A 20,131-nucleotide genomic window follows, 5' to 3' on the forward strand; every position below is an offset into this window, starting at 1 on the left:
CAACCCTCGGGAGCCAGCAGAACCAAGGAGACACCCCCCATGTACCGCAATTTGGTGAAAATCGTTCTCTCCTTTGTCGTCCCTCTCGTCCTCGTGGTCGTGGCCCTGGTCGCCCCGGCCAACGCCGAGCAGTCCGTCCGCCTCCAGTACCGCACCAGCGCCCCCGGCCCCACCACGGCCCAGTCCGAGCCCTGGTTCAAGCTCTTCAACGACGGAACCACCACGGTCCAGCTCAGCCAGGTCAAGATCCGCTACTACCTGACCGGCGCGGAGACCTACCGCTTCGCCTGCTCCTGGGCGGTGGTGGGCTGCTCGACGGTGACCGGGACGTTCGTCCGCCAGTCCGGCGCCGACCAGTACATGGAGGTGGGCTTCACCTCGGGCGCCCTGGCCCCCGGCACGAACACCGCCGACCTGCAACTGCGCTTCTACCGCTCCGACTGGCAGAACTTCGTCCAGAACGACGACTACTCCTACGGCTCCCAGACCTCCTACGCCGACTGGGACAAGGTGACCGTCCACGTCGGCGGCCGGCTGGCCTGGGGCAGGCCCGACGGCGCCGAACCCAGCCCCTCCGCCACCCCCACGATCACGCCGACCGGCTCGGCGGGCGTGCTGTTCGACGACTTCTCCTACTCGGGCCCGGGCGACCCGCTCCTCGCCCAGCGCGGCTGGAGCGTGCGCTCGGCCTCGGGCGGTCCGGGCGTTCCCGGGGCGACCTGGTCGCCCTCGGGGATCAGTTTCCCCGGCGGGGTGCTGACCCTCGACTCCGCCACGGACGGCACGGCCGGCGGCACCGTCCAGACGGAGCTGTCCACCGCGAGCCGTAAGTTCCACGAGGGCACCTACGCCGCCAGGGTGCGCTTCAGCGACGCGCCGTCGAGCGGCCCCGACGGCGAGCACGTGGTGCAGACGTTCTTCACCATCACCCCGCTGCGCGCCGACATGGACCCCGACTACGGCGAGCTGGACTTCGAGTACCTGCCCAACGGCGGCTGGGGTGAGCCCTCCAGCATCCTCTACACCACGAGCTGGGAGACCTATCGCGCCGACCCGTGGCAGGCGGTCAACATCCACAGCGAGGAACGGGCGAGCTTCGCCGGCTGGCACGACCTGGTGATCCAGGTGGCCGACGGCCGGATCAGGTACTACGTGGACGGCCGCCTGTTCGGCGACCACGGGGACATCTACTACCCCGAGATGCCCATGTGGATCATGTTCAACCAGTGGTTCATCGATCTCCAGGCCGTCAGCGGCACCCGTACGTACCGGCAGCAGGTGGACTGGCTCTACTACAGCAAGAACGAGGTCGTCGCCCCCGCCGACGTCACCGGCCGGGTCGCCGCGCTGCGCGCCGCCGGCGCCGCCTTCAAGGACACCGTTCCGAACCCGTAACCACCCCCCAAGGTGATCATCATGAAGTACCGCATCCTGGCCCTCGCGGCCATGTTCGCGCTCGGCGCGTGCGGCACCACCGAGGAGCCCAAGGCGGCAGCCACCGGCGCCCCCGAGAAGCTGACCCTGTGGATCATGGACGGCAGCGTCACGCAGGAGCTGCTGAAGAAGTTCGAGACCGGGTACGAGGCCGCCCACCAGGGCGTCGACCTCGACATCCAGATCCAGGCGTGGGACGGCATCGGCGAACGGGTGACCGCGGCCCTCGCCAGCACCGACGCCCCCGACGTCATCGAGGTGGGCAACACGCAGGTCGCCCAGTACTCCGCGAGCGGCGGCCTCACCGACCTGAGCGCCAAGGTGGCCGACCTCAAGGGCGAGGACTGGCTGCCCGGCCTCGCCCAGCCGGGGAACATCGGCGGCAGGCAGTACGGGATCCCCTGGTACGCCGCCAACCGCGTGGTCGTCTACAACAAGGACCTGTTCGCCAGGGCCGGCATCAAGGAGCCCCCGAAAACCCGCGACGAATGGCTGAACATCACGGCAAAGCTGAATAAAGGCGGTAATCAGGGCATATACCTGACCGGCCAGACCTGGTACGCCCTCGCAGGCTTCGTCTGGGACGAGGGCGGCGACCTGGCCGTCCAGGAGGGCGGCAGGTGGAAGGGTGCCCTCGACAGCCCGCAGGCCCTGGCCGGGATGGCGTTCTACCGGAAACTCCAGGCCCTCGGCAAGGGCCCCAAGGACGCCGACGAGGCGAACCCGCCCCAGCACGAGGTCTTCGCCCAGGGCAAGACCGCCCAGATCATCGCCGTCCCCGGCATCGCCGCCCGCGTGCTCGAAGTCGACGCGGGGCTGAAGGGCAAGATCGGCTTCTTCCCCGTCCCGGGCAAGACGGCCGACAAACCCGGCACGGTCTTCACCGGCGGCTCCGACCTGGTCGTCCCGGTCGCCTCCAGGCGGCAGGAGGAGGCGTACGAGCTGGTCAAGGCCCTGGCCGGTGAGCAGTTCCAGACCGAGCTGGCCAAGGCGATGAGCTTCGTGCCGAACCGCGCCTCCCTGGCGGGCGTGCTGTCCGGCGAGGAGGGCACGGCGGCGATGGCCGCCGCCGCGGCCAACGGCCGGGCCACCCCGAACACCCCCAACTGGGCCGCCGTCGAAGCCACCTCGATGATCAAGCAGTACATGACGGCGGTGCTCACCGGCGGCGACCCCGCGACGGAGGCCAGGAAGGTCTCGGAATCGATCACCACGACGCTGAACAGCGGATCCTGATGCGCGAGCGCTCCCCGTGGCCCTACCTGCTTGTCGCGCCCGCGGTGGCGGGTGGGGCCTTCCTCCTGCTCTATCCGCTGCTCAAAGCGGCGGTGATCTCCTTCCAGCACTTCCGCATGGGCGAGCTGATCAGGGGCGCAGCGGTCTTCGTCGGCCTGGAGAACTACGCCGAGCTGCTGTCGGGCGCGGAGTTCCGGCAGGTGGTCCTGCGCACGCTCGTGTGGACCGCGATCAACGTCGTGCTCATCATGGTCCTGTCCACCGCGCTCGCCCTCATGCTGGTACGCCTGCGCCGCGCCCTCCGCCTGGCTGTCATGAGCGCGCTGGCCCTGGCATGGGCCACCCCGATCATCGCGGCGACCACGGTGTTCCAGTGGCTGTTCCAGTCGGAGCTGGGCGTGGTCAACTGGCTGCTGGTCGCCCTCGGCCTCGACTCCTTCCGCGGCTACACCTGGTTCGCCGACGGCACGGCCACGTTCGCCGTGCTGGTGCTCCTGGTCGTGTGGCAGTCGGTGCCGTTCGCCGCGCTCACGCTGTACGCGGGTCTGACCACGATCCCGGCCGAGCTGTACGAGTCGGCCAGGATCGACGGCGGCACCGGCCGGCAGGTCTTCACCCGGATCACCGTGCCGATGCTGCGGCAGCTGTTCGCCCTGGTCGCCTCCCTGGAGGTGATCTGGACCGCCAAGTGTTTCCCGCAGATCTGGGTGCTCAGCCAGGGCGGCCCCGACGGCGCCACGACCACGCTGCCGGTGTACGCGTTCAAGATCGCCCGCGTGCTGCACCGCTACGACCTGGGTTCGGCCGTCGCCATGCTCACGGTCGTCATCCTGGCCGTCGCCCTGGTCGGCAACCTGAGAAGGATGGTGCGTCAGTGAGGCGGTTCGCGCTCAACGCGGCGGCGGTCGCCGTGTTCGTCATGATGATCTTCCCGGTCTACTGGATGTTCCTGACCGCGTTCAAGCCGACGGCCGACATCCAGGCCGAGACGCCGACGTTCTGGCCCGCGCACCCCACCTTCGACCATTTCGTCACCGCCATCAATGCGCCGGGGTTCGGGACGTACTGGCGCAACAGCCTGGTCGTCACGCTCGTCGCGGTGCTGCTCGCGCTGGTGGTGTCGCTGCTGGCGGCGTTCGCGGTGGCCAGGATGCGGTGGCGGGGAAGAGGGGCGTTCCTGGTGGGCGTGTTCGCCGCGCAGATGGCTCCGTGGGAGGCGCTGCTGGTGCCGGTGTTCATCATCGCCAGGGACACCGGGCTCCTGGACTCGCTGGCCATGCTGACCGGCGTCTACTTCATGATCACGCTGCCGTTCACGATCGTGACGCTGCGCGGCTTCCTCGCCGCGATCCCGCTGGAACTGGAGGAGGCGGCGCAGGTGGACGGCTGCAGCCGTACGACGGCGTTCCGCCGGGTGGTGTTCCCGTTGCTCGCGCCGGGTCTGATGGCGACCTCCCTGTTCGGCTTCATCACCGCGTGGAACGAGTTCGCCTTCGTGAACGTGCTGATCATCAAGGATCAGTCGCGCAGGACGCTGCCCGTCTGGCTGTCGTCCTTCCGCGACGTGTTCGGCACCGACTGGGGCGCGACCATGGCCGCGGCCAGCCTGTTCGCCCTGCCGGCGCTGCTGCTCTTCCTGTTCCTGCAGCGCAGGGTGGGCACCGGGATGACGGCGGGGGCGGTCAAGGGCTGAGCGCGAAGGCAGCGACGAAAGCCGTCAAGAGAGCGGAAGTGCCTTTCCTGGCGGGGAAAGGCACTTCCCTGGCCCTCATTCACCCCTGTGCGTCATCACCGGTGCACGCGGCGCCACCAGTGGCGGCCCCGCCACCCCACGCGGCCGATGCCGTACAACGCGCCGGACAGGCCGCCGATCGCGCTGTTCTCCCAGTACGCCCTGGCGCAGCCGCTCAAGGTGCGCCTGCGCAGACAGCTGTAGGTGCCGAAGCCCACGCCGACGATGAAGGATCCCCGGCTGACCCAGCGCCGGCCGCTGCTCGCCCACCGGTGGACGAAGCCGCCGAAGCCCCGGCGGGTGTTCCAGCCGTACCGGAAGGCCCGGTAGTGGACCTTGGCCCGGCGCCAGACGTGCCTGGCCTTGTGGCGGAGCTTGCGGCACCAGCCGCAGCCCCACTTGCCGTCCAGGGCGGCAGTGACGGTCGCGGCGACTCGATGACCATCGGGCGCCGAGCCGGTCAATCGCGCGTACCCGGCGGAGTTGCCGAAAAGGGGGCTAGGGGCCGGCCCTCATGGGCGGTCGCCCGCCTCGTCGACGATCGCGCCCTTGAGCTGGGCGTCCCAGCCGAGGATCTGGCCCTTGCGCACCGTGCTGAAGGATTCCGTGTGGTCCCGGATGACGACGGTGCGGTAGCCGAGGTACGCGTACGTCTCCGGGTCGATGAAGATCTCGTCGCGCAGGTAGCCGTCGCCGACCCGGTAGAGGGTCACCCCTGGGCGCTCGGCGAGGTCCGAGGCGCCCTTCTCGTAGCGGACGCCGGGGATCCTCGCCATGGCCCCGTACATCGCGGCGCGGATCCTGGCGGGCAGCACGGCGTCGCGCATGCCCTGGGCGATGTACTGGAACGCGTACATGTCCCGCTCGTCGCGGGTGAGCGGGGCGGGCGTGGAGCGGTGGCCGCCCTTGGCCGGGCCGTCCTGCCGGGCGGCCTCCTCGGCGTCGATCTGCTCGTACACGCGCTCCAGCAGCGCGCCGGGATCCTCCGGCAGCGAGAGCAGGTACGGGTACGTCACCTCGTACTCCGATCCCTCCTCCACCTTGAGCCGGCCGTGCTCCATGAAGGCGAAACCCTTCTCGTCCAGGCGCCGCCAGCTCTCATGAGTCCTCTTCACCTTCGGCATGCCGAACAGGCCGGGGCCGCCGTCCACCTGCGTCTGGGCGCTGAGGCTCTTCAGGTACGCCCACTGGACCGGCCGGGGCGTGACGTCCGGCTCTGCCGCGGCCTGCGCCGCCGCGTTGCCGGCCAGGTCCCGCGCGTCGGCGACGGGACGCAACCGCAGGGTCGTGGGGGACGGGGCGCCGGTCGGGGTCGCGCCCGTGCGGGGGGCCGCGCTCACGACCCCGGCACGGCCGCTGCCGGTCTGCGCGCCGTTCACCGTGGTCGCCACCAGGACGGCGGCGGCGACCGCGCCGGCCAGGCCGAGCCCCCACACCGGCCGGGTACGGCGGACGGCCACGAACCGGGCGGGCCTCCGGTTCCGGGACGCGCGCATGTGGGCCGCCAGCCGGGAACGCGCCTCCGAGACGACCTCCGCGGCCGGATCCGGCATCGCGTCGTGACGGTCGCGTAGCTGCCGCAGCTCATCCATGGTCGATTACCTCCCGTGCTGTGGGGCCCAATGTGGTGCGCAGCTTGCGTCTGGCCCGGTTGACGCGGGAGCCCACCGTGCCGACCGGAATGTTCAGGGCGCGCGCCACCTCCGCGTAACTGAGCTGGGCGCAGGCGACGAGCAGCAGCGCGTCGCGGTCGCCCTTGGACAGCGCCGCCAGCCCGCGCGCCAGCTCGGGGCTCAGCCGTTCGGCGGAGACGCGTTCCACCACCCGCTCGGCGTGCCCGGCGACGTCGTCCGGGCCGGCGGCACGGCTGAGCGCGCGGTACAGGCGGATCTCGCCGCGGCGGTGCCGGCCGATCAGGTTCGTGGCGATTCCGTACAGCCAGGCCCGCGCGTCGTCGAAGGCCGGGTCGTAGCGGTGCCGCTGGTCGAAGGCGGCGAGGAACGTCTCGGCGGCCACGTCGTCGGCCGCGACCGGCCCGAGCCGGGCCGCCACGTACCGGTGGATGGCCGGGAAATACCGATCGAAGATCATCGAGAACGCGTCGGCCTCGTGCAACGACCGTTCGATGATCGACGCGTCGGTCGTCGCCTCACTCATGCGTAAGGCACGGACGGGGGACGAGCTCATGCATTCGGCGCCTTTCTGAAGAAGTGATCAGCGCTGGTTGCCCGAACCCGCCCATCTTCTTCACGCCTGCTTCCGGTACGGCCGGCCGGGCTACCGCTCCGTCGGCCGGGACCTGGTGCGGCCGGAGCCGGTCGGCCACCCCGAGGCGGACCGCGCCCTAGGTGGCCGCCGCCCGCGGACTGGTTCGTCAAGGGTCATCGGGGTGCTGCCCCTCCTCGGGTCGGTTGGTCACGGGGCTTGAGCAGCAACCAAACGGCCAGTCACGTTAAGGAGCCCGGCGGGCTCGTCTTGCCGTGACTGGCCGTTTCTATGCGTTATCTCGGGTGCGTTCGAAGCGTCAGGCAGGTGTGGCATGGGGAGCCTTGACCAACATGCCTGACAAATTATCTGGGGTTGTAAGGCACGTAGGGACGGCCACCGCACACCTCCGGGCACTGGTCGTACTCGGAGCATCGCGCGGTGGCCGTTTCCGTCGAGGCCCCCTGCTCGGCCGCGTAAGCGAAGCTAGGAGCGGGTGCCGTTGGAGGGCGTCGGTCACCAGAAGGTGCGCCATCGGAGAGCAGGCACCGTCAGAGGGGGTCGGCGCGGCTCTCCAAACGGCCGCCACATGACGCAGTGATGGTCATGATGGTGCTGGGGATGTCGAGCTGGATCCGGTGCCACCGCCCGCGCGGGACGATGGCGGCGGTGCCGGCCGTCAGTCTGATCTCCTCCTCTACTTCCCCCTGCCGTCCCTGCCGTTGTGGACGCAGGTAGAGGCGGATCTTGCCGATGACGCAGGACACGATCTCGTCGGCCTCGGTGTTCGCGTGCCAGTGGTCGGCGTGGACGTCGGAGCCGGTCCTGGCGTGGAACGCCTTCAGGTGCCAGCCATCGCGCCCGGCGTCCGCCGGCCGGGCACCGGCGTGGATCCTGCCGCCCCGGGACAGGTGGATGCCGGACGCGGAGAGCTCGATCGGGGTCACGGTCATGGGGTTTCGGCGGTGGCGGTCAGGACCGCGCGGCCGAGGAGGTGGCCGGTGATGGTGAAGCCGAGGTAGGCGGGCGTGGCACTGGCCGGGACGCCGATGGCCTCGGTGTCGAGGGCGTGCACCACGACGAAGTAGCGGTGCGGGCCGTGCCCCGCCGGCGGGGCCGCGCCGAGGTAACGCGCCACCCCGGCGTCGTTGGGCAGTTGGTAGGCGCCGTCGGGGAGGCCGGTGCCGGTGTCGTCGCCCGCGCCTTCGGGCAGCTCAGTGACGGTGGCGGGGATGTCGGCCACGGCCCAGTGCCAGAAGCCGGAGCCGGTCGGCGCGTCCGGGTCGTACACCGTGACGGCGTAGCTCTTCGTCCCCTCGGGGGCGCCGTTCCACGACAGCTGTGGCGAGATGTCCTTGCCTCCCGGGAGGCTTGCGGACATCTGTTCGGCGGGCCAGGGGGCACCGTCGGCCAGCGTGGTGCTGGTGAGGGTGAAGGAGGGCACTTGGGGCAGGCGGGCAAAGGGGTTGTTCATGTCTGGTCCTTCGAACAGGTGGTGAGGGTGTCGGCCGATGGGTCGGCAGACGTGGGCAGCGCCATCGGGGGGCGCCGTTCACACATCATCGACTGTAACACGAATAATCGATTATTTGGCAGATGGTCTACCCTGAGGGCATGATGCGGACGGCCGACCCCTCGACGAAACAGATGCTCTCCGAGCGTGTTCACACCCGGCTTCAGGAATCGATCATGAGGGGCGAGTACGCCCCGGGTGAGGCGCTCAAGCCGCAGCAACTGGCCCAGCAGCACCAGGTCAGTCTGGCCGTCGTCCGCGAGGCCCTGGTGCGGCTAGTGGGCGAGGGCATCGCGGTGCGGCTGCCCAACCGCGGCTTCGCCGTCCCCGACTTCTCCGACCGGCGGTGGCAACAGATCGCCGAGGCCCGCCGTACCATCGAGCCGGTCATGCTGCGCCTGGCGATCGAGCGCGGCGACCTCGACTGGGAGGCACGGGTGCGCGCGGCCCACCACCGCCTGACCCGCACACCGCCGTACGAGCCGGAGGAAGGCGAGTACTACACCAGCGCGTGGTCGGAGGCACACCGCGTCTTCCACCGGACCCTGCTGGACGGGTGCGGCAACCCCGTGCTGCTGGACACCTTCGACAGGCTATGGACGGCCGGCGAGCTGGCCCGCCGCTGGTCGGCGCAGCGCACACCCGACCGCGACGGCGCCGCGGAGCACCGCCGCCTGGAGGAAGCGGCGCTGGCCCGTGACGCCGACACCGCCACCGAGGTACTGACCCAGCACCTGACGCTTACCGTCGCCGCCCTCACATCCGCACCTGATCAGGTCAAGCTGCAGTCGTAACTTTCGGCAGGCAGCGAGATCAACGCTGATCGATCGCTCTCCACACGTTCGAATGCCTTCACGCCGGAGCTCACCATGCTGGGCATGCTGAGCTCCACTTGCCTGACGTGCCTGACAGACCTTCACGCGGCCGATCGGCGGCCTGGAGCTGGCCGAGCTGGGCGCCGAGGCGCTGGTGCCGCAGCGCCGGCTGGGTGAGCCGGCCAAGTACGGGATGCGCGCGGACGCCTCGGCGCTGCGGCGCCATGGCGGCGGCCGGCGGCTGGCGACGCTGCTGGCCACGATCCGGTTCCTGGAGGGCAAGTGGTCGATGACACCCTGGAGCTGCTGGATCTGCTGATGGCGACCGAGGTGGTCAACAAGGCACAGAACGCCTCCAACAAGGAGACGGTCCGCAAGCACCCGAAGCTGGCGAAGTCTTCGGCCCGGTTGGCGGTCGCGGTGGAGGCTCTGTTCGAGTCCGACGGGTGGGGCGGCCCGTATTCTGAGCCCCGCGTGGCGGAGCTGTGGGAGGCGATCGAGGCGGTCATCTCCCGCGCCGAACTGCGCGCCGCTCTGGTGCTGGTGAACGACAGCGTGCCGCCGGCGGACGCCGCCGATCCCGACGACTGGCGCAGTGAGCTGGTCGGGCGCTACGCCACCGTGTCGGGGTTCTTGAAGGTGCTGGCTACGCCGGTGCTGGAGGCGATGAAGGCGCTGCCGGACGTGCTGGCCCACCGCAGCCGCCTGCCCGCGCCGCTGATCCCCGGGCGGCTGGTCGATGCCGGGGTGGTGAACGGCCCGTGGAAGCGCCTGGTGTTCGGGTACCCGGCGCGCGAGGACGGCTCGGTGAACCGGCACGCCTACGCCTTCTGCGTGCTGGAGCGGTTCTGGCGCGCTCTGAAGCGCCGGGAGATCTAGGGGTGCCTGTAAGAAACGTGTCATGAGCCCCAAACGAGGATGATCACGAGGGTTGTGTGAGGGTGTCGGTCGAGGTCGGCTCAGCGGCGGCTCCGTCGTGCTCGCGTAGCATCCGCAGCACGGTGGCCGGTGACGGATGTCGGCCCTTCTTCTTGCCCTTGGTGATGACGAGGCGGGCGGCGATGTCGCGCAGGCTGAGGTCCTGGCCACGCAGGTGCAGGGCCATGGACAGCATGGCGTCGTCGGTGACGGCGGCGCCGCCGATGGTCTTGCCGCGGGCGCGGGCGGATTCGTGGCCTTCCAGGGTGCGGTCGCGGATGTACTCGCGTTCCATCCCCGACAGCGCGGCCAGCACGGTGAACACCACGCCGGACGGGTCGTGGGAGCCCTGCAGCTCGCCGGTGAGGAACTCCAGGCCGATGCCGGCGGCGCGCAACTGCTCGGCCAGGGCGGCCAGGTCGAGGCCGCGGCCGAGCCGCTTGTGCTCGTGCACGACAAGCGTGACCGCAACGCCTGCGGAGCGGAGTTCGCGGGCCAGGGCGACGGCCTTGTCGAGTTCGGGGCGGGTGGTGGCGCGGGTGGTGATCTTCTCGGAGAAGACGCGGGTGATGCCGGCGGCCTGGAGCGCGTCGAGCTGGGTGTCGAGGGACTGGTGGACAGTGGAGGCGCGGGCGTAGCCGATCCGCACGTGCCCGGCCGGTTCGGTGCCAGCGGCGGCGGGGCGGGGCAGTTCGATCCAGAGCGTGCTCGGCTTGCGGACGGCCGGGGTCGGGACGGTGAGCGTCTTGGCGAGCGCGGGCACGAGCCGGAAGCGGGCGGTGTGGTACTGGACGGCGACCTTGCCCTTGCCGGTCCGGCAGGGCGAGCCGGCCGGGGCGGCGCAGGAGGTCATCGGGCAGTCGTGGGCCTCCACGCGGAGGTAGTCGTCGTCGCGCACCCCGGAAGTGTTTCATGAGACCGTTTCAGAAGGCTACCTGTTTGCATCGACCTATGAAACGGCGTTCGCCCTGGACGGGCCCCGCCGGAGGCGCTGTTCATTAGGTCCTCACCTATGAAACAGACGGCGCATGCCACGATGTTCAGCCCGCTATCACCACTAACACGGCACGCGCTCGTGGCGGCGAACGGGAGCCTCCGCCTCATACGACGGAATCCTGGACCGGGCCCGCGAATTCCCTGCCGGGACCCATCCCTTCAGCCCGGGCGGGTTGGGGCGTGAGGGTAATGGCCAATTCGGCGAAGGCGGTGGCCGTTGGGAGCGGGTTGGCAGGCAAGGCGAGAAGGATGGTGCGCTCAGCAGCCGGGTCCAGCGGGATCGCGTGCACGCCCGGGCGATGGGCGGGCAGCGACAGTTCAGGGACGATGCTCACCCCGAGCCCCTCGGCGACCATGGCGAGAATGCTGTTGGTGTCGCGCACCCTGTAGTGGCACTTCAGGCTCACCCCCGCTGCCCGCGCGAGTGCCGTGATCAGAGGCTCACAGCCGCCCGTGGACATGATGAACGGCTGCCGGGACAGTTCGATCACCGGTATCGAGTCGTGGACGCCCAGGTCGTGACCGCTGGACAGGACGGCCAGCATGCGGTCGGTGGCGAGTGGTCGCGCCATCAACCCTGCAGGGAGCGCGGCCGTGGTGGCCTGTGCGCCCGCCACCCCGGCTGACACAGTTGCGATATCCGCCGCTCCCGTTTCGAGCCACTCCAGCACCTCGTCGTCCGAGCCTTCCATCACCGTGAGCCGCACCTGCGGATGCGCATCCTCGAACCGCCGCAGGATCGGCGGCAGCAGCCGGACGTTGGCGCTGGGGATGACACCGACGCGTAGGCTGCCACGCTCATGCTTCCGGGCTGCGGCCACCTCCTGCTCCAGCGCTTCCACCTGGGTGAGGATGAGTGTGGCGCGGCGGCATACGGCACGCCCAGCCGCCGTCAGGCTCACCCCGTGGTTGCCCCGCACCAGCAGCGCGACGCCGAGCTCTCTCTCCAGGGCGCGCAGCGCGTGGCTGACGGCAGACTGCGTGGTGGCCAGTTCCTCGGCGGCCCGGGTCATGTTGCCGGTGCGTGCGACCGCCTGCAGGATCCTCAGTTGGGTGAAGGTCATAGCGCCGCGCGCAGCAGGCCGACGACCAGCGGGTGCGGGGCCTCAGGACGCGAGCGGGTTTGCGGCACGAACAGTGTGGCCACGTAGTAGGGGTGGCCGGGAATCTCCAACACCCGGGCCTCGCCATCACTGTCCACTCCTGTGACTGAGAAGCCACCGTCGTGCAGGGTCTCCTGCCGGCTGGGGTCGAGACCGAAGTTGCAGTAATACTCCTCTTCGACCTCGGTCCGTCCGTACAGTGCGGCCACTCGGGTACCGGGGACCAAGGTGACAGGCATGGTCTTGCCGGCCAGCGAGCAGGCCAGTTCCGACACGAAGAGGGTAGAGGCGTAGGGGTCGTACTCCGCGTGCTGTGCGTCCTTGTAGCCGAGCACGTGGCGGGCGTACTCGATGACCATGTGCTGGCAGCCGCCGCACGTCCCCAGGGTGGGCACGCTGTGCTCGCGGCCGTGCCGAAGCGCGGCGAGGGCGCCGCGCATGCTGCGGTACGGACTGCCGGGCGCGCACCACAACACGTCGGCGGCCTTGACCTCGGCCAGGTCAGATTCGAGCGGTTTGGTGGCCAGCCAGCGGACGTCCACCCCGATGCCGAGGTGCGCGGCGGCGTGCTGCAGCGCGTCGTCGGTAGCCACGTGCGGAGGAAAAGCCAGGTCGCGGTCGCCAATGACCGCGACGCGCAGAGATCGGTCCATGGCCTCACTATGCGACGTTCAGGCCTGAGCACCAATACCAGACCACGCGTGCGCCATGAGCAATCGCTCATGTCCAGGCGGGAAGCCGCTCGCACATTGTCCCCTCGCCTCTGCCGAGGGAGCCCACAGGCGTGCAGACCACTTCGCGCATCCGTGCACACGACTTCGGAAACTGACAACGGTTCTGATGATCTTGGTCGTGTTCTCGGGTTTCGGGACCGTTTCAGGGACGTAGCAACGCAGTCACGTCACCACGGGAGCGGTGACGACGCGTTCGAACTTCAGTGGATCACCCACGGTCCTGCCAGGCAGGCACGCACGGCCCCGACCGCGATCACGAAGCTAACCCAGGTTGCCCGGCTCCGCAGCTCGCGCTGCGCCGCCGAGCGAAAGCCGCTTAGCCACGTCCAGCCGTACCTCGCCGTAGGGCTGCACGTGCTGCCAGAACAGCGGGGTCAGCCCGCGCCGGTCGGCGGGCTTGAGCAGTTCGGCCCACTCCGGGTCGGCCAGGACGTCCTGCAGCATCTTCGCGCTGCAGCTCGCGCAGGCGCAGATAGCGGGCCACGAAGATGGTCTTCTGCGCCCGGCCGACCTCCAGCATGGCCTGGTAGGTCGGATGGGAGGCGGACTCGGTGAACCGGCGCAGGATCGCCTCGGTGGAGGCGGTGCCCTGCTTGATCGCGGTCGCGTATTTGATCATCTGGTCGTAGTTCTGCTCGATCAGGTCCCAGCGGATCGGCCGGGTCATCGCCGGCGTCAGCCGCGGGTACAGATCGCCTTCACCGCTCTCCACCCGGTACAGCTTGACATTGTTGATCTGCTTGATGCGCGGCAGCAGGTCAAAGCCCAGCAGCCGGGTCACGCCGAACCCGATTTCGGTCTGGCCATGGGAGTCGACGTAGTTGCCCTCGACCTTCATGGTGGTGCCGTGCCGGACCGCGCCCTCGATCATCGCGTGCACCTCCGAGGCCGAGGCGCGCAGGGTCTGAGAGTGCACCACCATGGACCCGCGCTCGATGTGCCAGTAGATGAGGATGCCGCGGCCTCCGTACCGCGAGTGCCACTCAGTGAAAATATTCTGATCGTAGGCGCGCACGTGCGTGGAGTCGGAGGCGACCGTGGTCGTCCCCTCGCCCCACAGCGCCACGTCCCGGGCGGTGAAGGTGGCGTTCGCGATGTCGGTGGCCACCTGCGGGGTCAGATAGCGGCGCCGGACGTAGCGGATGTCGTCTTCGCTGTGGGCGTGGCCACCGGAGGCCACGGCCCGGATGCCGGTGTTGGTGCCGTATCCGAAGATCGCGAGCATCAGCCGCTCGGCCAGGACCTCGGGCTTGAGGCTGGAGGTGCCCGCCACCGAGGTGACCGCCTTTAGGCAGCCGGTGCGCAGCACCGCCTCCTTGAGCATGTCGATCAGCGGGACCGAACCCCAGCGGCGGCCCACCTCGTTCTTGATCCGACGCAGGTTCCGCGGCTCTTCGGCAGGGCCGATCTTCGTCAGCTTGATCGCGCCGGACTTGCGCTCGGAGATCGCCAGCCAGTCCAGTTTCGGCAGCGCGGTGTCGAGCGCCTTCAGTTCGGCGCGCATCTCGGCCTTCAACTCGGCGATGAAGTCCTTCGGGTCCAGCGGCTTGCGCAGCTCGGCGTAGTTCTCCACGCGGCGGGCAGCGAAATCCTTGGGCAGGTCCTCCTCCGGGTCGCGGAAGGAATGGGCGCCGACCACCCAGATCTCCTTGCACCGCAGGGCCTCGCGCAGCGCCTGGAAGGTGACGATCTCATACACCATCCGCACCACCCGCCGGCGTCCGCGCTTGTCCTTCTTGAACACCAGGTCCTCCCAGTCGCCGGCGGTGCCGCGGTGCTCGGGCACCACCTCGCCGCGCGGGTAGTAGGTGGTGTTGCCCGCCTTGGCGTAGCGGCGGATCAGCTTCAGCGCCTCGATCACCGGCTGGAAGGCGGTGTTGTTGCTCTTGAACTCCCGGGTGTCCAGCAGCGCGATCAGGCCGCGCCGGTAGTGGTTGGTGTAGGAGGCGCGCAGCGTGGTCTGCACCGTGGTGCGGTAGGCCGGCCCCTTGGTCTTGAACTCGTGTACCAGATCCCGCAGCGTCTGCTCGCCGCCGCTGACAGCCGGGAAGATGACCTGGCGGACCGGATCGTCGGGCTGGCCGAGGGCGGCGTCGGCGACCTTGAACAGGATGTTCTCCTTCCCGGTCACCCGCTTGAACGCGTTGATCAGTTCCTTGGTCACCTTGCTGTCGGCCCGCGCCTTGATCCGATGCACGGTGGTGATCAGCAGTTCCACCAGTGCGTCGGTGATTTCCCGCTCCCGCTCGTGGACCAGAGCCGCCAGCAGCAGCACCGTCAACTCGCGCGGATGTGTGCGCATGTGGGAGGGCGCCTCCACCGCTGCCCGGGCTCGCCAGGCGGCCAGCACCTTGGGCGCCACGTCGGCGAACAACCCGGGCGGCAGTTCGATCGAGCGCGCCGCCGTCAGCTTGCGGATCTCGGTCATCATCGACTCCAGGCTCACGTTGCCCGGCGCGGATTTGATCAACGCCAGCAGGTCGGAGTCGATGTCGTCATCCTCGGCAGGTGCCTCGCCCGTGGGCTCCTGACGATCACCGGCCCCCTCTGCCACCGCGCGGCTGGCATCGTCGATGCCGACCAGCGCGTAAATCCGCTGCGTGGTCTCCGGACTCAGCCGGGAGGCGATCCGCACCGACCAGGCGACCTCCGCGTTGTGCAGGGCCGAGGCCACGATCCGCGAGATCCGCCCAGGCGCCGGCGGTTCGATCCGCTCCTCGCGCAGATGCTTGAGCAGTTCCTCCCGGACCCGTTCAGGCCGTCGCTCGGCGTGCGCGACCTCCTCAGCCAGCCACACCGCCAGCTTCGTCGCGTCCTCTGTCGTGCAGGTACGAAAGCCCAGGTGCGTGCGGACCTGATGGCGGTGGTATTCGATCGTGGAGCCGGACCACTCGTAGAAGCCGAACTCTGAGTCAGGAACCCGGACTTGCTTGGCCACGTGCTCCACCACGTCGTCCCGCAGCTCTGAACGGCCGCGCGGGAACCGGCCGTGCTGCGTGTAGAACTTCAGCAAGATCGCGAATCCGAGTCGAGTGGCGTCGCGCTTTCCGGCGATCAGGTCGCGCTCTTCGTCAAGGATCGTCCAGTGCTCGACCAGATCGTCGATGTGCATCGGGGGGTGTTTCATGACAAACCAGCATTGACCAGGCAAGTCACAGCAAGATCAACGCCGTTTGGGGCTCATGACACGTTTCTTACCGACACCCCTTGATGAACGGCGGGCGCTTTTCGATGGCGCTCATCGGCCTGGTCCGGGTCAGCACCGACAAGCAGAACACCCAGCGGCAAGCTCGCCACCGACGACCGGCCCGACCTGTTGAACGCGCTGTCCTACATCCGCGACGGCGACCTGCTGACCGTCCAAGAGGTCGACCGGCTCGGCCGCACAACCTCCTGGAAGGCCTGATCGTCCTCAACGATCTGTTCCAGCGCGGCGTCGGCGTCAAGGTGCTGGAGGGCATCGCCGCCGGCGAGCACACCGAACGCTCCTTCATCCTCGCCCTGGCCCTCGCCCTGGCCGAGGACCGCCGCCGCGACATCGTCCACAAGACCCTCAAGACCGCCGAGGGCAACCCCACCGACCAGCCCGGCCTCATCGACTGACCCCGCCCCAAGCCACCCGCATCGAAACGGCCAGTCACGGCAAGACGAGCCCGCCGGGCTCCTTAACGTGACTGGCCGTTTGGTTACTGCTCAAGCCCCGTCACCGGCTGGCTTGACGGCGTTTCCACGACGAGTATACCTTCGTGCATCAGTTGCACAGCAGTGCAGTGAATGCACGAAAACGCAGTCACTGGGTCGCTGTCACGTGCACACAGGTTGGGGTGGCCGTTGCACGGCGCCACCCTCGAGGTCAAGAACAGGTGAAGCAGGAGCTGGCCATGAGAGTGCTAGTAGCAGGAGCGACCGGAGTGATGGGCCGGCAGCTGGTGCCCCGTCTGGTCGACGCGGGACACGAGGTCTTCGCCATGACGCGCAACGAGTCCAGCAAGGCCGGGCTCTCCGAGCTGGGCGCGGTGCCGATCGTCGCCGACGCGCTCGATCGCGGCCAGGTCGAGGCGGCCGTGCGCGAGGCGAAGCCAGACGTGATCGTCCATCAGCTCACCTCCATCGGACACATCGACACGCGCCATTTCGAGCGCAGTTTCGCCGCCACCGACCGGCTGCGGACCGAGGGCACCGACCATCTCCTCGCGGCCGGGCGCGCGGCAGGAGTGCGGCGATTCGTGGCGGCGAGCAACGGCGCGTTCACCTATGCCCGAACGGGCGGGCCGGTGAAGACCGAACAGGACCCGCTGGACCCGTCGCCGGTCAGCCAGATGGCCCCGATGATCGCCGCGATCGGGCATCTGGAAAGGGCCGTGCTGGATGCCGACTGGACCGAGGGGATCGTGCTTCGCTACGGCGCCTTCTACGGGCCGGGCACCTCCATGGCGCCGGGTTCCCAGCAGCTGGAGGCGATCCGCAAGGGCAAGTTCCCGATCGTCGGCGACGGCGGCGGGGTGTGGTCGTTCATCCACATCGCCGACGCGGCGGAGGCGACGCTCGCGGCGATCGAGAACGGCACCCGCGGTGTCTACAACATCGTCGACGACGACCCCGCCCCGGTCGCCGAATGGCTGCCGGAACTGGCCCACAAGCTCGGCGCGAAGAAGCCCACGCGCGTGCCGCGGTTCGTCGGGCGGCTGGCCGCGGGGGAGGCCGGCGTCGTGCTGATGACCGAGCTTCGCGGCGCGTCGAACGCCAAGGCCAAGCGCGAGCTGGGCTGGCGCCCGGCGCACCCGTCCTGGCGTCAGGGCCTCCAGGTGGCATGACTCCAGGCCGCCCCGGCGGCACTTCGCCCTGGACCCCTGATGCCGGGGCCGTCGCTCCCCAGCACACCGTCACGGCGCCGGCGACTCGAACTGCCGACGCCGTGACGGAACCCCAGGACCCCCATCTGCAGTTCGCCGGTTTTCGACCGGATTCCGGTGAACGGCTCCACCGCTTCGTCGGGACGCCGCGCGAGCGACCCGTGCCGCACACAACTCCACGAAACAGACCCCTCGGAGAGGAGCTCGGTCATGAACGAACCCACCACCCAGAAAGTGGCGATGATCAGTGGAGCGAACAAGGGGATCGGCCGCGCGATCGCCGAGCAACTCGCCGGGCTGGGCATGACGGTCCTCATCGGCGCCAGGGACCCGCGGCGCGGCGAGGAAGCCGCCGCGGCGCTGCGCGCGGCGGGCGGCGACGCCCACGCGGTGACCCTGGACGTCACCGACCCGGCCACCGTCCTGGAGGCCGCGACGTGGATCGAGGAGCGCTTCGGCCGTCTCGACGTGCTGGTCAACAACGCCGGCATCACCGGCTCCGGACAGGTCTCACCACAAGACGCCCATGACCAGATGCCGAGCGCGGTCGACCTGGACATGGTCCGGGCGGTGTTCGAGACCAACGTCTTCGGAGTCATCGCGGTGATCAACGCCATGCTGCCGCTGCTGCGGCGGTCGCCGGAGCCGCGGATCGTCAACGTCAGCAGTCACGCCGGATCGCTGGCGCTCTCCAGTGACCCGGACGGTCCGTTCGCGGCGCTGCCGCCCTCGGCCGCGTACACGCCCTCCAAGACCGCGCTGAACGCGCTGACCGTGCAGTACGCCAACGAGCTGCGCAAAGAGGGAATTCTCGTCAACGCCGCCGCTCCCGGCTACGTCGACACCGACAGCAACAACCACACCGGCCACCTCACGCCCGCGCAGGGCGCCGCGGTCGTGGTGCGCCTGGCCACCCTCGGCGCGGACGGCCCGACCGCCGGGTTCTTCAGCGCGGACGGCCCGCTGCCCTGGTAGCGGGCCGGACGTGCGCCGCACCGGACGAGCACCGGTGCCCGTGAGCCGGACGGCTCACCCGGCTGCCCGGCTGGGCCGGGCAGCGGCTGCCGATCGTTTCCCGGTCGGCGCCCTGCCCCGCCCGCGTCGTTCCCGCTTGCGGTTCTTCACCGTTCGCTCGCCGGGACTATCCCGGACCCGGGGTGGCCAACCGTAGAGCGATGCCGTCCAGGACGTGCTCAAGCCCGGTCTCGAACTGCCACAGCAGGTCGTCCTTGCGGACGGCTTCACGGGTGTAGCGTGCGAACTCCGGATAGCGGCCGGTGCCCAGCAGCCACGTCATCTGCCCGGACAGGCCCGCCCGGGCCTCGTCCCCGGACACCCAGCCCCGCTCGGTCGAAAGCTGCCGGAGGCCGACTTCCGCGCTGGTAGCGCCGTGGATGTAGGCGGTGACGGTGCGGAAGATGCTCATCGCGGTGTCGACGTCGAGGTCCGCGCCGCGTATGGCGGCGAGCGTGCGCTCGGCCAGGGTCAGCCGATTCGGTGTCAGTTCGAAGGCGGCCCGGGCCGCGGGCAACTGGGTGAGCCAGGTGTGCTTCAGCACGAGCGCGCGCATGCCGAGCGCCAGAGCTCGCATCGTCTGCCGCCAGTCCTCGCCTTGCGGGATGTCCGCCTGGCCGTAGACGAGGTCGACCATCAATTCCAGAATCTCGTTCTTGTCTGAGACGTAGCGATAGGCCGCCATGGGAGCGACGCCGAGTTCGGCGGCCAGGCGCCGCATGGTGATCGCCTCGAGACCGTCGGCGTCGGCGATGCTCACCGCTGCCTCGGCTATACGGCGGGCGGACAGGGACGGCCGGGCGCTGTTGTCGGCTTGCTCCAGCCGCTCCCACAGAGATGTCACCAGCAACTCCAGATGATGTGTACAACGTCTTATCAAGTGTACGGTGTATCTATGAGTATACATCGTACGCACCGGCTTCTGCTGGCGGCGGGATCAGCGGGGCCGGCCCTTTTCGTCGCGTCGTACGCCGTCAACGGGGCCCTGCGGCCCGGTTACCAGTCGTGGCACGACACGATCAGCGTGCTTGCGCTGGCATCCGGCGGCTGGATCCAGGTCATGAGCTTTCTCCTGTACGGCGTGCTCACCGTGTGCTTCGCCGTAGGCGTTCGGCGTGCGGGAGCGGCGGGCAGAGCAGCGTACGCGCTCCTGATCATCGCCGGCGCAGGGCTCATCGTGGCCGGGCTGTTTCCGACCGATCCGATTCTCGGATTTCCGGCCGGGGAGCCCAGCGTGGTCACGCCGCGCGGGACGTTGCACAACCTCGGCGCCCTGGCGGCGATGCTGGGGCTTCCGGCTGCCGCTCTGGTCACCGCGCGCCGTCCGCTTCAGGGCTGGGACGGGTTCTCCATCGCCGCCGGCGTTCTGAGCCTTGCTGCGGTCGCGCTGTTCTTCGTGTTCGTGTCCGCCGCACCCAACGGCGAGGACTCGTTCGCTGGTCTCTTCGAGCGGCTGCCCACCCTGTTCATGGGGCTGTGGCAGATCGCCCTCGCGGTGCGCATCCTTGGCGGGCGGAGCACGGGTCACCCGCGCGTGATCAGCGGCGGGGGTGCGGCCGTTCCATCACGATGATCCCG

General features: G+C 69.3%; 21 protein-coding genes. 11 read left to right on the forward strand and 10 right to left on the reverse strand.

From position 1 onward, the window contains the following. Positions 1-54: 54 nt before the first annotated feature. From HD595_RS39200 to HD595_RS39215, 4 genes are read left to right on the forward strand one after another with little or no spacing between them, the layout of a single operon-like run. Entirely contained in the window at positions 55-1,395 is a 1,341-nt protein-coding gene (locus HD595_RS39200; protein WP_253778294.1) for a cellulose binding domain-containing protein, read from the forward strand. Between the two features lie 21 nt (positions 1,396-1,416). Then, positions 1,417-2,670, forward strand: coding sequence for an extracellular solute-binding protein (locus HD595_RS39205; protein ID WP_253778296.1), 1,254 nt, complete (start codon positions 1,417-1,419; stop codon positions 2,668-2,670). Next, positions 2,670-3,548 carry a carbohydrate ABC transporter permease gene (locus tag HD595_RS39210; RefSeq protein WP_253778297.1) on the forward strand — a complete coding sequence of 293 codons (879 nt, stop codon included), beginning with the start codon at positions 2,670-2,672 and terminating at the stop codon, positions 3,546-3,548. Before HD595_RS39205 ends, HD595_RS39210 begins: the two co-directional genes overlap by 1 nt. Further along, entirely contained in the window at positions 3,545-4,363 is an 819-nt protein-coding gene (locus HD595_RS39215; RefSeq protein WP_253778299.1) for a carbohydrate ABC transporter permease, read from the forward strand. Before HD595_RS39210 ends, HD595_RS39215 begins: the two co-directional genes overlap by 4 nt. Positions 4,364-4,458: 95 nt before the next feature. Here the strand turns inward: HD595_RS39215 and HD595_RS39220 are convergent, their stop codons facing one another. The 5 genes from HD595_RS39220 to HD595_RS39240 all read right to left on the reverse strand — a co-directional run bounded on the left by HD595_RS39220 (position 4,459) and on the right by HD595_RS39240 (position 8,081). Continuing rightward, the gene (locus HD595_RS39220; RefSeq protein ID WP_253778301.1) at positions 4,459-4,866 is read right to left on the reverse strand and encodes a hypothetical protein; all 408 of its coding nucleotides are present in this window, start codon (positions 4,864-4,866) and stop codon (positions 4,459-4,461) included. A 48-nt stretch (positions 4,867-4,914) separates the two neighbouring features. After that, positions 4,915-5,994, reverse strand: a complete 1,080-nt coding sequence (locus tag HD595_RS39225) for a CU044_5270 family protein (RefSeq protein ID WP_253778303.1) — start codon at positions 5,992-5,994, stop codon at positions 4,915-4,917. Continuing rightward, positions 5,987-6,559 (reverse strand): RNA polymerase sigma factor, encoded by a 573-nt coding sequence (locus HD595_RS39230; RefSeq protein ID WP_253778305.1) that lies wholly within the window; start codon positions 6,557-6,559, stop codon positions 5,987-5,989. Before HD595_RS39230 ends, HD595_RS39225 begins: the two co-directional genes overlap by 8 nt. 599 nt (positions 6,560-7,158) lie before the next feature. After that, positions 7,159-7,560, reverse strand: a complete 402-nt coding sequence (locus tag HD595_RS39235; protein ID WP_253778307.1) for a cupin — start codon at positions 7,558-7,560, stop codon at positions 7,159-7,161. Continuing rightward, entirely contained in the window at positions 7,557-8,081 is a 525-nt protein-coding gene (locus tag HD595_RS39240; RefSeq protein ID WP_253778309.1) for a YbhB/YbcL family Raf kinase inhibitor-like protein, read from the reverse strand. The genes HD595_RS39235 and HD595_RS39240 overlap by 4 nt, the downstream gene beginning before the upstream one ends. A gap of 173 nt (positions 8,082-8,254) precedes the next feature. On the opposite strand from HD595_RS39240, the gene HD595_RS39245 reads away from it, so the two are divergent. From HD595_RS39245 to HD595_RS39255, 3 genes are all read left to right on the forward strand, one after another. Then, positions 8,255-8,914 (forward strand): GntR family transcriptional regulator, encoded by a 660-nt coding sequence (locus HD595_RS39245; protein ID WP_301311244.1) that lies wholly within the window; start codon positions 8,255-8,257, stop codon positions 8,912-8,914. Positions 8,915-9,089: 175 nt separating this feature from the next. Further along, on the forward strand, positions 9,090-9,254 hold the full coding sequence (locus HD595_RS39250) for a hypothetical protein (protein ID WP_253778311.1): 165 nt from the start codon (positions 9,090-9,092) through the stop codon (positions 9,252-9,254). Continuing rightward, the gene (locus HD595_RS39255) at positions 9,218-9,814 is read left to right on the forward strand and encodes a hypothetical protein (protein ID WP_253778313.1); all 597 of its coding nucleotides are present in this window, start codon (positions 9,218-9,220) and stop codon (positions 9,812-9,814) included. Before HD595_RS39250 ends, HD595_RS39255 begins: the two co-directional genes overlap by 37 nt. Positions 9,815-9,857: 43 nt before the next feature. Here the strand turns inward: HD595_RS39255 and HD595_RS39260 are convergent, their stop codons facing one another. From HD595_RS39260 to HD595_RS39275, 4 genes are all read right to left on the reverse strand, one after another. Next, a complete protein-coding gene (locus tag HD595_RS39260) occupies positions 9,858-10,751 on the reverse strand; it encodes a recombinase family protein (RefSeq protein ID WP_253778315.1) in 894 nt (297 codons plus the stop codon). A 202-nt stretch (positions 10,752-10,953) separates the two neighbouring features. After that, a complete protein-coding gene (locus HD595_RS39265; RefSeq protein ID WP_253778316.1) occupies positions 10,954-11,913 on the reverse strand; it encodes a LysR family transcriptional regulator in 960 nt (319 codons plus the stop codon). After that, positions 11,910-12,605, reverse strand: coding sequence for a CTP synthase C-terminal region-related (seleno)protein (locus HD595_RS39270; protein WP_253778318.1), 696 nt, complete (start codon positions 12,603-12,605; stop codon positions 11,910-11,912). The genes HD595_RS39265 and HD595_RS39270 overlap by 4 nt, the downstream gene beginning before the upstream one ends. 397 nt (positions 12,606-13,002) lie before the next feature. Then, positions 13,003-15,798 (reverse strand): Tn3 family transposase, encoded by a 2,796-nt coding sequence (locus tag HD595_RS39275; RefSeq protein WP_253778320.1) that lies wholly within the window; start codon positions 15,796-15,798, stop codon positions 13,003-13,005. Positions 15,799-15,893: 95 nt separating this feature from the next. Here HD595_RS39275 and HD595_RS47390 point away from each other — a divergent pair, with 95 nt between their 5' ends. From HD595_RS47390 to HD595_RS39295, 3 genes are all read left to right on the forward strand, one after another. After that, the gene (locus HD595_RS47390) at positions 15,894-16,289 is read left to right on the forward strand and encodes a hypothetical protein (RefSeq protein WP_425566709.1); all 396 of its coding nucleotides are present in this window, start codon (positions 15,894-15,896) and stop codon (positions 16,287-16,289) included. A gap of 278 nt (positions 16,290-16,567) precedes the next feature. Next, entirely contained in the window at positions 16,568-17,500 is a 933-nt protein-coding gene (locus tag HD595_RS39290) for an NAD-dependent epimerase/dehydratase family protein (protein ID WP_301311246.1), read from the forward strand. Between the two features lie 249 nt (positions 17,501-17,749). Next, on the forward strand, positions 17,750-18,514 hold the full coding sequence (locus tag HD595_RS39295) for an SDR family NAD(P)-dependent oxidoreductase (RefSeq protein WP_253778328.1): 765 nt from the start codon (positions 17,750-17,752) through the stop codon (positions 18,512-18,514). Between the two features lie 166 nt (positions 18,515-18,680). Here HD595_RS39295 and HD595_RS39300 read toward each other — a convergent pair whose 3' ends face one another. After that, complete coding sequence (locus HD595_RS39300; RefSeq protein WP_253781448.1) at positions 18,681-19,397, reverse strand: TetR/AcrR family transcriptional regulator; 717 nt, start codon at positions 19,395-19,397, stop codon at positions 18,681-18,683. Positions 19,398-19,448: 51 nt separating this feature from the next. Between HD595_RS39300 and HD595_RS39305 the strand changes: the two genes are divergently transcribed. Beyond that, positions 19,449-20,126: a DUF998 domain-containing protein gene (locus tag HD595_RS39305; protein WP_253778330.1), complete on the forward strand. Its 678-nt coding sequence runs from the start codon at positions 19,449-19,451 to the stop codon at positions 20,124-20,126. The last annotated feature ends 5 nt before the right edge of the window (positions 20,127-20,131 follow it).

It is taken from the genome of Nonomuraea roseoviolacea subsp. carminata (assembly GCF_024172185.1).
GTDB lineage: Bacteria > Actinomycetota > Actinomycetes > Streptosporangiales > Streptosporangiaceae > Nonomuraea > Nonomuraea roseoviolacea.